13 protein-coding genes are annotated in these 15,284 nt (G+C 46.6%); all 13 read left to right on the forward strand.

What is annotated here, in order from left to right:
• Positions 1-323 precede the first annotated feature (323 nt).
• A complete protein-coding gene (locus tag AXE77_RS03820; protein ID WP_165846054.1) occupies positions 324-1,187 on the forward strand; it encodes an aldo/keto reductase in 864 nt (287 codons plus the stop codon).
• A gap of 86 nt (positions 1,188-1,273) precedes the next feature.
• A complete protein-coding gene (locus AXE77_RS03825; RefSeq protein WP_116712216.1) occupies positions 1,274-2,239 on the forward strand; it encodes a purine nucleoside phosphorylase YfiH/LACC1 family protein in 966 nt (321 codons plus the stop codon).
• A 120-nt stretch (positions 2,240-2,359) separates the two neighbouring features.
• Entirely contained in the window at positions 2,360-3,028 is a 669-nt protein-coding gene (locus tag AXE77_RS03830; protein WP_116712217.1) for a pyroglutamyl-peptidase I, read from the forward strand.
• A gap of 252 nt (positions 3,029-3,280) precedes the next feature.
• Positions 3,281-4,696, forward strand: coding sequence for a cell division protein (locus AXE77_RS03835; RefSeq protein WP_116712218.1), 1,416 nt, complete (start codon positions 3,281-3,283; stop codon positions 4,694-4,696).
• A gap of 165 nt (positions 4,697-4,861) precedes the next feature.
• Positions 4,862-6,196: a C1 family peptidase gene (locus AXE77_RS03840; RefSeq protein ID WP_116712219.1), complete on the forward strand. Its 1,335-nt coding sequence runs from the start codon at positions 4,862-4,864 to the stop codon at positions 6,194-6,196.
• Positions 6,197-6,672: 476 nt separating this feature from the next.
• A complete protein-coding gene (locus tag AXE77_RS03845) occupies positions 6,673-7,854 on the forward strand; it encodes a 3-deoxy-7-phosphoheptulonate synthase (RefSeq protein ID WP_116712220.1) in 1,182 nt (393 codons plus the stop codon).
• A gap of 111 nt (positions 7,855-7,965) precedes the next feature.
• Complete coding sequence (locus AXE77_RS03850) at positions 7,966-8,472, forward strand: hypothetical protein (protein ID WP_116712221.1); 507 nt, start codon at positions 7,966-7,968, stop codon at positions 8,470-8,472.
• Positions 8,465-9,190 (forward strand): 5'-methylthioadenosine/S-adenosylhomocysteine nucleosidase, encoded by a 726-nt coding sequence (gene mtnN / locus AXE77_RS03855; RefSeq protein ID WP_116712222.1) that lies wholly within the window; start codon positions 8,465-8,467, stop codon positions 9,188-9,190. Before AXE77_RS03850 ends, mtnN begins: the two co-directional genes overlap by 8 nt.
• A gap of 207 nt (positions 9,191-9,397) precedes the next feature.
• A complete protein-coding gene (pstS, locus tag AXE77_RS03860) occupies positions 9,398-10,624 on the forward strand; it encodes a phosphate ABC transporter substrate-binding protein PstS (RefSeq protein ID WP_116712223.1) in 1,227 nt (408 codons plus the stop codon).
• 142 nt (positions 10,625-10,766) lie between these two features.
• Positions 10,767-11,714 (forward strand): phosphate ABC transporter permease subunit PstC, encoded by a 948-nt coding sequence (gene pstC / locus AXE77_RS03865; RefSeq protein WP_116712293.1) that lies wholly within the window; start codon positions 10,767-10,769, stop codon positions 11,712-11,714.
• A gap of 1 nt (position 11,715) precedes the next feature.
• Complete coding sequence (gene pstA, locus AXE77_RS03870; RefSeq protein WP_430886649.1) at positions 11,716-12,708, forward strand: phosphate ABC transporter permease PstA; 993 nt, start codon at positions 11,716-11,718, stop codon at positions 12,706-12,708.
• Between the two features lie 80 nt (positions 12,709-12,788).
• The gene (gene pstB / locus AXE77_RS03875; protein WP_116712225.1) at positions 12,789-13,568 is read left to right on the forward strand and encodes a phosphate ABC transporter ATP-binding protein PstB; all 780 of its coding nucleotides are present in this window, start codon (positions 12,789-12,791) and stop codon (positions 13,566-13,568) included.
• 276 nt (positions 13,569-13,844) lie between these two features.
• A complete protein-coding gene (locus tag AXE77_RS03880) occupies positions 13,845-15,239 on the forward strand; it encodes an NCS2 family permease (protein ID WP_116712226.1) in 1,395 nt (464 codons plus the stop codon).
• Positions 15,240-15,284 lie beyond the last annotated feature (45 nt).

Below are 15,284 nucleotides of genomic sequence, written 5' to 3' on the forward strand. Positions count from 1 at the left end.
TAATCGCTCAAACTTAATTAAGTAATGAATATTGTTGCCTAAGTCGAATAATTAAGTCGAATAGTCATTACTTTACGAAGTGCCCCTACTGTGCGTTTGCGCAGGGGGCACTTTTATATTCAACGTAAGGTGAGCAACGCAAGGTGAGAAACACTTCTTATATTCAATCTGTGCAATAAAATATATTTCGTTAGTGCTCGCGTTTGCGATGGTCGCGAAGTAACGTAAGCAATAAAGAACGAAGTAACAACGTAGTAAAGTAACAACGTAGTAAAGTAACAAACGACGTAACAGTCGAATCGTCTACAAAACAGGGGGCATATATGGTTATGAATCGTGCAATAGGCTCGTTTAACACCACGGCTATTGGCTTTGGTGAGATGCCGTTAACTATCGAAAATAATCTCGGTCACGATACGGGTATCGAAACTATTCACGCAGCTCTTGACGCCGGCTGCACACATATCGATACGGCGTGGGCGTATTACTGCTCTGGTGGCGAAGAACAAACCGGCGAAAAATTAGTTCGAGAAGCGTTGGACACCTGGAAGGGCGACAAAACCTCTATTCTCGTGGCTACTAAAGTTGGTCATTTCCGCAACTTTACCGACGGTCGTCCAACGTGGGGCAAGGATGGCAAGCCGGAGCATCTTATCAAGCACGCGAAAGAGTCGGCAATGGCTCTTGGTGTTGACACAATTGATCTTCTGTATTTCCACCGTCCGGATCCTGAAGTGCCATATAACGAATCTATTGAAGCAATGCAACAGTTGCTTGACGAGGGTGTGGCCCGCGAAATCGGTATTTCCAATGCTTCTGTAGAACAGATTGACATTGCGCGTGCAATATTAGGTGAGAAGCTTGTTGCAGTGCAAAACCAGTATTCGCCAGTGCACTTGGAAAATGAGGATACGTTACAGCATTGCGAAAAGCTTGGTATTGCTTTTGTTTGCTGGAGTCCGCTTGGAGGATTCCGCCACCCGTATGACGATCATCTTTTTGATCCGTTCCGCAAAGTAGCTGAGGCTCATGGAGTAAGCTACCAGCAGGTTGTGCTTGCGTGGGAGCTTGCAAAGGGCGAGCATGTGTTTGTTATTCCTGGCGCGCACAGGCCGGCTACGATTTTGGATAGTTTGAAGGCTTCCGAATTGCACTTAAGTGACGAAGAATTAGCTTATCTTAAGTAATCTTAAGTAATCTTAAGTAATCTTTACTAATCCAAAAAATCATTGCCGAACGTAATACACAAAGTAATACAGAAAGAAAGCAACATATGCAGCAAACAAGCGTAACCGGTATGCCACTTCCGCACGAAGACAAAGAAGGCTTGCCCATTCCTGTAACTATTCCAATAGCATTGGGCAGTCGTACGCGTGCAGTGTTTACGACGCGATTGGGCGGCGTTTCCGAAGGCAGCTTCGCTTCGCTCAATTTAGGCGGTCGAGCTGGAGATAGTTCGGAAGCGGTAGCTAGCAACCGTGCAGCTTTACAACGTGCGTTGCAAGCAGATTTATCACTTGTTGCTCAAGTCCACGGTAAGGAAGTGTTTGACGCCGATAGTGCAGTGAATTCATGGAATAGCGCCTATGGTTTCGATGCCACCGGTTTCGCGCATGCTGACGTGAGGATTGAGGCAGATGCGCAGGTTACTACGGCTTGCTCGTTGGCGTTGGGTATGTTTGCTGCGGATTGCTTGCCAGTTTTACTTGCTGACGATCAAGCAGGAGTGATTGCTGCAGCGCATTGTGGGCGAAAAGGCTTAATGGCAGGAGTGCTTGATTCGGCAATTGAAGCTATGTGCAAAAAAGGTGCTGAAATTTCGCGTATTGCTGCTGTGCTAGGTCCTTGCATTTGCGGTGATTGTTACGAAGTTGGTGAGGACATTGCGCTTGACTTCGAACGACGATACCCGCAGACGGTTACGAAAACACGTTTTGGAGGTTTGGGTATTGATATTGCTGAAGCTGCGCGCATAGATTTAGCGCTCGCGGGAGTGACGGATATTGTTGATGCGTTACCGCGTGTTACGGCCGCAACGCAATACTTGTCTGACGATGAGGAGTTGCGTACGATTTGCCAGGTGGATGGTGAAGGTGCCGTTTTGAAGGAACGTTTGCAAGATCTGCGCAATCCAATGTGTACTTTGGAAAATCCTTTGTGGTACTCGCATCGTCGCGCGGCGCTCGCCGGAAAAACGCATGAAGGTAGGCTTTTAGCGCTTATTGTGAAAGATAATTAGTAATCAGTTAGCACGAAGTTACGAAATAAAGTTACGAAATAAAGTTACGAAATAAAGTTACGAAATAAAGTTACGAAATAAAGTTACGAAATAAAGTAAGCGGAAAGTTAAGGCTGGAACATGCAACGCATCAATGTGGTAATTTCAGGATTTGGTCCGTACGAAGACTTGGAAGTAAATCCATCCTACGAAGTATCGCACGCGCTTGCCAATAGTGAAAACGCTGCCACTATGCAACCTTCGGATGACGTGTTGCTTCACGTTACTTCCGTCGCGTTACCTATTAGTTTCGCTAACGCCTGGCCTGAATTGTTGGCTACTATTGAACGCGAACAGGCTGATATTGTGATTGCGACTGGGGTAAAGCATGCTGCGCGCGGTGTGTTACTTGAGCGTTGCGCGACGAATGTTATAGATACCAATAAGCCGGATGCTGACAATAGCCGTCCGGAGCGAACAAAAATTGTGGAAGAAGGTCCGGCTGCGTATTGGACACGTCTTCCGTTAAGAAAGATTTTGCAATGTTTCGCGCACGATCGTATAGCATCCACTTTAAGTTCAGACGCTGGAACATACGTGTGTAATTCACTGTTCTATCAGCTACTTAATTGGGCTTCTGGGCAATCTCGCAACGTTCTCGCCGGCTTTGTCAGTTTTCCTCCAGTTGCTGTGGGGAAAGCGCGTTGCGGTTTGCCTTTGCAGAAGCAAATTGAAGCTGGACAGGATATTGTGCGTGAGGCTGCGCGATACTATGTGAAACCTTCCTCGCATGGTTTGTTGCTTGAGTAGCGTGTGTTGCGGTAAGTCAGGTTAGCTTACGTACTTCGGAGCGGTTGTTTTTTATTGTGAAACGTTCTGTTTTTACTGTAAAACGTCCCTTTTCTTTACTGCATTTTTTGCTGCTGCTTAAGATGTTTGTGTGAGCTTCGCAAAAACGTGCGCCACGCCCGAGTGTTTTGTATGTGTAAGTGATAGCGTTGATGCTGATGGTGTATGCACAGCGTGTTGAGGTAGCTGTGTGGGGGCTTGGAAAGGAACATTATGGTAGCGGATTTATTCCCAACCGCGCTGCGTGGATACGATAAAGACAAGGTAAATGAAGCCTTTGCAAACTATGAGCGTACTATTTCACGATTGCGTGAGCAGGTGCGTTCTAGCGATGAGTCTATTCTGCAATTGCAAGCACAGTTGCAGGAAGAAAAAAATAACGTGAAGCGCGCGAAAAGCGGTACTACTTTTGCGTCTTTGGGTGCAAACGCGCAGCAGCTGTTGGCCTCGGCAGAGCAGACGAGTGCCCAATTACTTGAGCGTGCTAAGCAAGATTCTGCGTCAATTAAGAAGAATGCGCAGGCTCAGGCTGGGACGCTTCTGAACAACGCTAAGCTCGATGCAGCTCACTTAATGCAGGAAGCTAAAACTAAAGCCGATACTATGCTGTCAAATGCTACCAAAAAGTCTACGCAAATGATGCAGGCAGCTCAGGAGGATTCGGCTCGTTTGCGCGATACGACTGCGAAAGACGTGCAAGCGCAGCGAGATGCGGCGGAGTTAGCTTTGCAAAATGCCCACGAGGAGCATACGAAGCGTATGGCTTCGGAGCGCGCTCAGCAGGAAAGTAACATTGCGCAACTTAAGTCGGATGCAGCTCAGAAGATTGCTGAGCAGCGTGCTGCGGCGAATGAGGAGATTGCGCGCGCTAAGGCGGAAACGAACGATCAGATTGAGTCTGCTCTTGCGGAAGCAAACAAAAAGTTAGCGGATATGCGCGAACATGCTTCAAAGATGATGGCTGACGCACAACGTAAGGCTGGCGAAATTACGGATGCAGCTGCGGCTAAAGCGCAGGAAATTGCGGACGACGCTCAAGTTGAGCGCACTCGCACATTAAGCCAGGTTAGTGCGGAAGTTGAGCAGATTCGTGCGGATATTGCGGCTCAGCAGGAAGAAGCTACTAAGAAGGTTGACGCTCTGCTTTCTGGTTTGAAAGAGAAGGAAAGTGCTGCGCAGGAAGAGGCGGATGCTTTGGTTGCGCGTGCTAAGGAAGTGCATCAGGAGGCCGACGATTACGCTGCTCAAACGCATAAGGCTGCTGACGATCAAGCTGCAGATATTGTGCGTAAGGCTATGCAGGATGCTACTGCGCAGGTTGAAGAGCGCAGGGCTGCTGCTCAGCAGGAGCTGGATGGTATGACTGCGCGATTGAGCCAGTTGCAGCATCGCGAGGCGACGATTACGCAGCGCGTTACGGAATTGCGCTCGCTGTTTGCTAATGCGTTCTCGGGATTTGATTTTGGTGACGCTCAGCAGACTCAGCAGAATGCGGGTGTGGATGAGAATGTTGACGATACTGATGACGCTGCTGCGCAGTCTTCTGTGGATGCTAAGCAGGCTCAGCGTGATGTTCAGGCTGCTTTGGCTGAGTCTGAGGCTGAGGATGCTCAGGGTGAGGACGAGTAGTAGCGTAGAGTAGTGGCGTAGAGTAGTAGCATTGAAAATATTGGTAACGCTAGCACGAGAGTGTTAGCGTTATCGTATGTTTACGGCTCATGTGTACAGTGAGATACGTTCCAAATAAGAAAATTGAAAAATAGGATACTAAAGATTCAAAGGAAGGTTAGCATAGTGACTGAGATTACTGCTTTAACTGACGAAGCATTGCAGGGTTTGCGTGGAGATTTTGATGCAAATCCGTGGAATCGTTTGGCGATGAATGGCGTAACTGCTGCTGGCATTGATAAGGTTGCTCGCAATTACGACCGCGCTCGCTTGTTGCAGCGTCGTTTTTCGACGATTGTTGATAATGGCGACGCTACGCATCAGGATCATTCTGGTCGCTGCTGGTTGTTTAGTTCGTTGAATGTGGCTCGTTTTGTTGCTAAAAAGTCGCTTGGTTTGAAGGAATTTGAGTTTTCTCAGAACTATGCCATGTATTATGACAAGCTTGAGCGTATTAATTACTTCTTGAAGGATGTTGCGGCTTTGGTTCGCGCTGGTGAGCCTTCTGATTCTAGACTTGTGCAGCATTTGTTGCACGAGGTTATGGGCGATGGTGGCCAGTGGACGATGGCTATGAACGTTTATAAGAAGTATGGTGCTGTGCCGAAGGATTTGTTCCCTGAGACTGCTTCTTCTATGAGTACTGATGTTATGAATACGCAGTTGCGCGCGCTTTTGCACACTGCTGTGGCTCACATGTATGCGAATGCTACTGAAATCGATGAGATTATTGCGCAAACTACTGCTGCAGGTCACAGGATTTTGACGATTCATTTGGGTGAGCCGCCTAAGAGTTTCGACTGGGAGTGGACTGATAAAGACGGCAAGTTCCATCGCGATGGTGAGATTACGCCGGTTGAGTTCTGGAAGAAGTATGTGAACGCTGGTCTTGAGGATTACGTGTGCTTGGTTGACGATCCTCGTGCTGAGCATCCAAAGGGTAAGAAGATTGCTATTGAGCATTTGGGAAATGTTGCTGGCGGAGATGCGACCGAGTATTTGAACGTACCTAATCAGTTTATGAAGGATTGCGTGCGTAAGGTTCTCGTTGAGCAGGGTATTCCGGTTTGGTTCGGTGCTGATTGCCATCCGATGATGGATCGTGAGAATGGTGCTTGGGCTACGGATTTGTTTGAGTATGGTCGTGTGTATGGCGTTGATTTTGACTTGGATAAGGAAGCGCGCGTGCGTTTCGCTGATTCTGCGATGAATCATGCTATGGCTTTTGCTGGTGTGGATGTTGCTGATGATGGTACGACCACTCGTCGTTGGCGTGTGGAGAACTCTTGGGGCGCGGATATTGCGGACAAGGGTTACTTTACGATGAGCGACGATTGGTTTACTGAGTACGTGTACGAGGTTGCGGTGCCAAAGAATATGCTTCCTGAGGAATATCGCAAGGCACTGGAAGAGCCAGCAATAGTATTACCGGCATGGGATCCAATGGGCACTTTGGCCTAGCTTGAAATCATTAGGATTTCAAGCTACTCCAAAGTGCCGCGCTTGCTATTTGCGAAAAGCACGGGGTGCTTTTCGCGCAAGCGCGGCGGTGCGCGTTCTAAAAACGCGCACCGACCCCATCAGGTGGGTTTTGTTTATTTTTGGGTTTTTGTTTGGCGTGCATTTGGCCTAGCTTGAAATCATTAGGATTTCAAGCTACTCCAAAGTGCCGCGCTCACTTTATTGCAAAGAGTCCGGTGGACTCTTTGTGTGAGCGCGGCCGTTTGTGCCGTTAAATGGCACAAACGGACCCGACCGGATGTGGTTTTGGTGTGTATTTGGCTTGGTTTAATTTCATTAGGAAATTAGCCTACACGAGAGTGCCGCGCTTGCTATTTGCGAAAAGCACGGGGTGCTTTTCGCGCAAGCGCGGCGGTGCGCGTTCTAAAAACGCGCACCGACCACACCAGGCATTGTTTTTATAGGATGGTGAACAAATGGCTTCTACAGCTGAGCAGCGTACTTCTCGCGCGGTAAAGAAGGAAGTTGAGGAGGGACGTAACCCTCTTAATTCTGCGAAGTTCCAGCGCTGGGAGGACCAGGTTGGTGTGGATCGCATTATCAACCGTCGCGTGCTTGAGCTTGAGCCGCTGCCGACTCCTGCTCAGGTGCTTGGCGAGTTGCCGTTGTCGCCGTATGCGCAGGATATTGTTGCGCAATCGCGTGATGAGATTCGTGGTTGCTTGAATGGCGACGATGATCGCTTGTTGGTTATTGTTGGCCCGTGTTCTGTGCATGATCCTAAGGCTGCTCTTGATTATGCGAGTCGTTTGGCTAAGTTGCGTTCGGAGCTTGAAGATGAGCTTCTTATTGTTATGCGCGTGTATTTTGAAAAGCCGCGTACGGCTCTTGGCTGGAAAGGTTTGATTAACGATCCGGATATTGATGGCACGCATGATATTCATAAGGGTTTATTACTTGCGCGTAAGACTTTGCTCGGCGTGTTGGATTCTGGTTTGGCTGCTGCTACTGAGTTTTTGGAGCCGACCAGCCCTCAGTTTATTGCGGATGCTGTGAGCTGGGGTGCGATTGGTGCGCGTAATACTGAGTCTCAGATTCATCGTCAGCTTGCTAGTGGTCTTTCTATGCCTGTTGGTTTTAAGAATGCTACGGATGGTTCTGTTTCTGCGGCTGTGAATGGTTGTTTGGCTGCGAGCCAGCATCATACGTTCTTTGGTATTGATCATCTTGGTCGCGCTTGTGCTGTGCAGACTCTTGGTAACCCGGATTGTCACGTGGTTTTGCGCGGTTCTAGTAAGGGCCCGAATTATGATGCTGCGTCAGTTGCTTCTGCTGTTGCTTCGATTCGTTTGCGTTTGGGCACTGGTTGTGTGGCTTCTAATGGCGTGGTTGTGGATTGTTCGCATGGTAATTCTGGCAAGGATGAGCGTCGTCAGATTGGGGTTGTGCGCGAGATTGCGGATCGTTTGGCTGCTGGCGAGCAGGGCATTAAGGGCGTTATGATGGAGAGCTTCTTGCAGGGTGGTAATCAGGATCCTGCGCCTCTTAGCGAGCTTGAGTACGGCAAGTCTATTACGGATCGTTGTATTTCTTGGGAAGATACTGCCGATTTGCTAAGAACTTTAGCTAAATCTGTTGCAACACGCCGTAGAGATTAGATATTAGAGATTGTAGTAATATAATCCCAATTTACTTCTGCTCGGCTTATATTTCTTACTGTATTTGCCGGCTATTTTTGCGTTATTTTGTGTACAAGGGAGTGTGCTGAAATGTGTAGCAAAGACTTGAATAAAGCGAATAAAGCAGATAAAGCGAATAAAGGTTTTGCGTGTAAAGCGTTTCCGATTGTGAAATATGTGCTGTTTGCTTTGATTGCAACTGGTGTCATTTTGCTTGCTTTTGCGTGGTATCGTGGCACTCATAGTGCTGGGTATACGCTTGTGGCGGATTCTGCATTTTGGTTTAGTGTTTTTATGCCGTTTGTAACTGGAATCGTTTTGCTTATTTTTGCTCGCGGGTGGCGTCGTATCGTTGGCACTTTAGTTTGTGTGCTTCTTATAGTTGGATTTTTCGCTTTTCTTGCCTTGCAGGATCAAATTATTGCGTTTTTCAACGTTCCTATTACGAATCCTTGGTTTGATTTTACGTGTGGCGCATTGCTGAAGATTGCTACTTTAACTTTTGTTATTATGACTTTAGTGTGCGTGTTTTTGGTTAAGAATAACGATAAATGCGTAAGTGGCGAAGTAAAAAAGGATGATTCTGTTAATGTCTAATATTGAAAAACTTACGAAAGTTGATATTACTAAAGTTGCTATTGTTGGCGCTTTAGAGGAGGAAGTTGCGCATATTGCTAGCGCGCTTGAAAACGTGACTCACGATAAGTCTGCAAGCCTTGATGTATCTTGCGGTACTCTCGACTCGGCGAATGGCAGCAAAATCGAAGTCGCGGCTACGGTTGGCGGAATGGGCTTAGTAAATGCTGCTGCAACTGTGCAATATCTTATTGACGCATACAATCCCCAAGCCGTAATTTTTTCGGGTATTGCAGGAAATCTTAATAAAAATTTGCATACGAACGATGTTGTTCTTGGAAAAACTGTAAAATATCTCGATACCGATATGCGTTTAATCGGTCAATGGAAGCCGTTTGCAAGCGAGTTTCATTCGGATGATTATCTTCTTAACGTAGCTAGCAAAGTGCTTACCGATATGAAAATTATGCATATTGCTGGAACGATTGCATCCGGTGGCTATTTTGTTGATTCGCCAGAAAAAGTTGCGGAAGTAATTGCAGCTACTCAAGCCGATGCTGTGGAAATGGAAGGCGCTGCCGTCTTGCATGTGGCTGCGCGTAACGACGTTCCTGCTTTGGTTGTGCGCGCAATGAGTGACAATGCGGATACAAAATACGAGGAATTCCACACTTTCGACATTTCCGAATATGCGGACACTGCTGCAAAAATTACGGTAAATATTCTCCGCAATTTGTGACATTTCGACACGCTGAGGCGGTCGCCGACCTTCATTTTGCTTAAGTCGCGTCAAATATAGCGACAAATACCGCCATTTTTAGTACCCACTTTATTTTTGCCGGTGCGGTTTTACCCACCTATTTATGATGATTGCGTTAATAAAAAAAGATAGGGATTAATTAAAAGAATGCGCCCAATTCGCAAATATGGCTATAGGAACGCGAAAATGTGGTGGGGCGCAAGGCAATTCTTCGCGAAAGGAAAGAAGAATATGCGTAACAATATGAATAAGTCAAATATGAATAAATTTAATATGAATAAAAGCGCACTTAAGTTCCGTAGCATTGCTGCGGCCGCACTAACTTTCGGCTTGTGTGCAACTTGCGCTGCTTGCGGCGACAACGTTCCTGCAGACAACAACAACGCAGCTGGCGCACAGAATGCAAAAATTTCCGGCAATTTCCAAGGCTCCGGTGCTTCTTCGCAGCAGGTTGCAGTAGAAGCGTGGATCGCAGGATTCCAAGCCAAAAACAGTGGTGTAAAAATTGCTTACAATCCAACCGGATCTGGAGCTGGCGTTACTACTTTTATGACGGGAGCAACTGCCTGGGCTGGTTCTGATAAATCGTTAAGCGACGACGAGGTAGAAAAGTCAAAGTCGGTTTGCGCAAATGGTACTACAGCTTTCGACGTGCCTGTGTACGTTTCTCCAATTGCGATTATTTTTAATCTGAAAGGCATTTCGGACGCTGGTAAGCATATTAATTTGGACGCTTCTACGATTGCTAAAATTTTCGACGGCAAGATTACAAGTTGGGACGACGCCGCTATTAAGCAGCAAAATCCTAAGCTAAAACTTCCTAGCACTCCAATTACGGTTGTTCACCGCTCCGATAAGTCCGGCACAACGCAAAACTTCTTAAGCTATGTGAAGGATGCAGCTCCGGACGATTGGTCGCATGATCTTTCTGAAAATTGGCCGAATAGCGTCGGTCAAGGTGCTAAAGGCACTTCCGGCGTTGTGTCAACGGTTCGCATGGCTGACGGTGCTATTGGTTACGCTGATTTTTCGCAAGTTGGTAAACTTGGTACTGTTGCTGTGAAGGTGGGGGATACTTATAATGAGATTTCTCCTGAAGCAGCTTCGCAAACCTTGGCTGATTCCGAGATTGACTCTGATATCTCTGCAAAGTATCCTAACCGCATTGTTATGAAAATTAATCATAATACGCAAACTAAGGGTGCGTACCCAATTGTGCTGGTTTCTTACGATATTTCTTGCCCGGTTTATAAGGATTCTGGAACTGCTAAGTTTGTGAAGTCTTGGCTTGGCTATGTAACTAGCGCGGAAGGTCAGAATGCTGCTTCTTCCGCCGCTGGGACGGCTCCACTTCCGCAAAATTTGGTAAGCAAAGTTAGTAAGTCAATTCAAGCGATTAAAACTGGAAAGTAAAAAATAAAAATCGGAAAGTAAAAATAAAAAGTAAAAACTTTTCGTAACTGATATTATGAAAAATATTAGTTATAAAGGAGCATGATTGAGTTCTACGAAAAATGCGAAAGCAGCTGCGGATAGTGCAAACGAAGCTACCCAAATTTCTGAGAAAAATAGCAGGAATTATGCTGGCAGCCATATTGCAGACCGCCTTTTTAAAGGCGTGGCTGCAGGCTGTGGCATGCTGATTTTGCTGGTGCTTACTGCTGTTGCACTGTTCCTGCTGTTTCGTGCTTGGCCGCTAATAAGCGGGGACCAAGTGCAGGTAAATCGTGTATTTTCCGACTTTACCGGCGGGAAAGCGCACGATTTTATAGGCTACGTGGCCCCTCTTATTTTCGGCACGGTGCTTATGTCTGCGCTCGCGCTGCTGTTCGCATTTTTCGTATCAATTGGAATTGCTCTATTTATTTCGTATTACGCTCCTAAAAAAATTGTTCCGCTGCTAAGTGGCGTGGTTGATTTGCTTGCTGCGATTCCGTCCGTAATTTATGGTTTGTGGGGCGGATTGGTGCTTGTGCCAGCAATGTATCCTTTTTGGGATTGGGTTTCTAAAGTTTTTGGCTGGATTCCGTTGTTTGCTGGACCTGCGGCAAATCCTTCCAGAAGTGCTGCAACAGTTAGCTTAGTTTTGGCAGTTATGATTTTGCCGATTATTACTTCGATGGCTCGCGATATTTTCCAGCAGGCTCCGCGTTTGCAGCAGGAGGGTGCGTTGGCTTTGGGTGCTACGAAGTGGGAGATGATTAAGTTAGCTGTTCTGCCGTTTGCAAAGTCGGGTATTGTGTCGGCTTCGATGCTTGGCCTGGGCCGTGCTTTGGGTGAAACGATGGCAGTTTTGATGATTTTGTCTCCTGGATTTACTTTCGGGATCAATATTTTCAAGGCTTCTCAAAATCAAACTATTGCCGCAAATATTGCAGCGCAATATCCGGAAGCGAACGGACTTGGCGTGAGTGCGCTTATTGCAACCGGCTTGGTGTTGTTTGTTATTTCTTTCGCTGTGAATTTTGTCGCTCGAAAGATTACTGAGAAGGTGGATGCGTAATATGGTTGATCAGCGTGATCGTGCTGCTGTCTCTGAGGCGGCTCCGGTTATAGATTTTGATAAGTTTCGTCCAACGCGTTCTTCGATTGCTGCGCGTAAGCGTAAAGATTTTTTGATGCGTTTGCTGATTTTCTTGTCGTTTGTGGTGGCGGTTATTCCGCTTGCTTCGCTGTTATTCACTACTATTGTGCACGGTATTAAGCGCTTAAATCTTGACTTTTTAACGCATAATATGACGTACGTAGTTGGCGGTAACGCTACAGGTACTGGCGGTTATGGCGGTGTTTTGCACGCTATTATTGGTACGTTTGAAATTACGTTGGGCGCCATGGTTATTTCGATTCCGGTTGGCCTGATGTGTGCCGTATATTTGATTGAGTATGCTCGCGGTAGCAAAGTAGCTCGCATAATTAATCTGCTAGTTGACGTGATGAGTGGTATTCCGTCGATTGTTGCCGGCTTGTTTGCGTTTTCTATGTTTGCGCTTCTTGCTGGACCCGGTACTATTAACGGTTTTGAAGGTTCCGTAGCACTTTCTCTGCTTATGTTGCCAACGGTTGTGAAATCTTCCCAAGAGATGTTAAAAATTGTGCCGAACGATTTGCGCGAGGCGGCTTTGGCTTTGGGCGTAACTAAGCAGCGTATGATTACGAAAATTGTGTTGCGCACTGCGCTTCCGGGAATTGTATCTGGTTGTATTCTTGCGGTGGCTCGCGTAATTGGTGAAACTGCGCCGTTACTTATGGCTGCTGGTTTTATTGCTTCCACGAATTTCAACTTGTTTGACGGACAGATGACGACGCTTCCGGTGTACGTTTACCAGGAATATTCCAAACTTTCTGCGAATTGTCCAGCTAACGCGCCGGCTTCTTGCGTCACGTCAATTCCAATGGAACGTGCGTGGGCTGCGGCTTTGGCGCTGATTGTGGTGGTGTTGCTGCTAAATATTATTGGACGCGTGGTGGCTCGCATATTTGCGGTGAAGGCAAAGTAAATTGCGCTAAAAGTGAAGTAAAGCAAAACAAAGCAAGATGAAGTAAAGCAAAACGAAAGATTTTAGAAAGCGAGTATAAAATGGGCCAACGTATTGACGTGAAGCATTTGAATATTTACTACGGTGATTTTCTCGCAGTAGAGGACGTAAATATTAATATTGAGCCAAATAAAGTGACGGCTTTTATTGGTCCTTCCGGATGCGGAAAATCAACGGTTTTGCGCACTCTGGATCGCATGCACGAAATCACTCTAGGCGCTCGCGTGGAAGGTCAGGTGCTGCTTGAAGGCCACGATTTATATGGCAAGGATGTGGATCCAGTGGCAGTTCGTCGCGATGTTGGCATGGTTTTTCAGCGACCTAATCCGTTCCCAACTATGTCGATTCGTGAGAATGTACTTGCGGGTGTGCGTTTAAACAATCGCAAGATTGCTAAGCAGGACGCCGACGATTTAGTTGAGTGGGCTTTGCGAGGCGCGAACTTGTGGAATGAAGTTAAGGATCGCTTAGATAAGCCGGGTATTGGGTTGTCCGGCGGACAACAGCAGCGACTTTGCATTGCGCGCGCGGTGGCAGTACATCCGCAAGTGCTGCTTATGGATGAGCCTTGCTCTGCGCTCGACCCTATTTCTACATTGGCTGTAGAAGATTTGATTAACGAGCTTAAGCGTGACTACACGATTGTGATTGTGACGCATAACATGCAGCAGGCCGCGCGCGTTGCTGATTACACGGCGTTCTTCAATCTGAAGGCTGTTGGCCAGCCGGGGCATCTGGAATACTTTGCCGACACTACGACTATGTTCAACAATCCGCGCAATGCCGAAGCCGAACGCTATATTTCTGGTCGTTTTGGCTGAGTTTTGCGTTGTTTTTTCAGCTGTTTTGCCGAATTTTTAACATTTTTACCTTGGTGCGTTGGTCAGCACGTGCGCGTAAGGTCAGAGCTGTTCGGTTGTTCAAGGGTTTCGCAATTTTCATGATTTTATGTGAGATTTTGTGGTGCCTTCGTTCTTCCGACGAGTCGCAGTAACCTCTGCGTGAATGCCCAAATGTAATTGCGTCCGCGATTGCTCAAGTGCTTTCGCTGCGCTTTTCTGGTCTTTTGCGCTGTAAAACCAAGGAACAGAGAGTATATGGAAAAGTTCTTCCATCTCAAAGAAAACGGCACGAATGTATCAACGGAGATCACTGCAGGTCTCACTACATTCTTCGCAATGTCGTACATTATCGTCGTAAATCCAATGATTTTAAGCCAAACTGGAATGCCTAAAGGTGGCGTTTTCCTCGCTACAATCATTGCAGCAATCATTGGTACCCTTGTTATGGGCTTGTTTGCTAACGTGCCTTACGCTCAGGCTGCCGGCATGGGTCTTAACGCATTCTTTACCTACACAGTTTGCTTCGGTCTGCATTTTACTTGGCAAGAGGCCATGTGCATGGTGTTCTTGTGCGGTTTAATTAACATTATTATTACCGTTACCAAGATTCGTAAAATGATTATTCGTGCCATCCCGACTTCGTTACAACACGCAATCGGCGGTGGCATTGGTTTATTTGTGGCTTATGTTGGCATGATGAGCGTTGGTCTGATTACTTTTACTTCCAAGGATCCTGCCGCCGCTGCAAAGAGTAAACCAACTGCTGCTATTCCAGGTCTTGCCGTTATGAATAACCCTGTGCTTTGGTTATTCCTTATTGGACTTCTTTTTGCTATTGTTCTTACCGTTCTTAAAGTTCGCGCAAGCTTGCTTATTACAATTATTGCAACCTCTTTAATTGGTATTCCTTTGGGCTTGACTTCTTTGAACAATGCAGTGTCTGTTACTGACGCTTTTGCCCAGCTTCCAACTACTTTCGGCGCTATTTTTAGCGATAAGGGTTTTGCATCTTTGTTTGCTGATCCTTCTCGTTTGCCGCTTGTTTTGGTAACTATTTTCGCATTCTCCATGTCTGATACTTTCGACACTCTCGGTACTTTTATTGGTACCGGCCGTCGCACTGGTATTTTCTCCGAGGCTGATGAGAAGGCTTTGGAGAATGGTTCCGGTTTCAGTTCTAAGATGGATCGTGCTTTGTTCGCTGATTCTATTGCAACTTCCGTTGGTGCAATTTGCGGTACTTCTAACACCACTACTTATGTAGAGTCTGCTGCTGGTATTGGTGCTGGTGGTCGCACTGGTTTGACTTCTGTGGTTGTGTCCGTGTGCTTTGCGCTTTCTATTGTTCTTGCGCCTTTTGCTTCTGCAGTTCCTGCTGCAGCAACTGCTGGCGTGCTTGTGGTTGTTGGCTGCATGATGGCAAGCTCTTTGAAGGAGATTGCTTGGGACGATATTTCCGAAGCAATTCCAGCATTCTTTGCTGCTGTATTTATGGCGTTCTCTTACTCCATTTCTTACGGCATCGCTGCAGGCTTCATCATGTACTGCTTAGTTATGACTTGCAAGAATCGTGCTAAGGAAGTTCATCCAATGCTTTGGATTGTTTCCTTGCTGTTCTTGCTTGATTTCGTTGCTAACGCTGTGCTTTAATTTGTGCTTTAATTTGCGAACGCAAGTTTTGAGTTGATAAGCAAA

It is taken from the genome of Gardnerella massiliensis, assembly GCF_003408845.1.
Classification (GTDB): domain Bacteria; phylum Actinomycetota; class Actinomycetes; order Actinomycetales; family Bifidobacteriaceae; genus Bifidobacterium; species Bifidobacterium vaginale_H.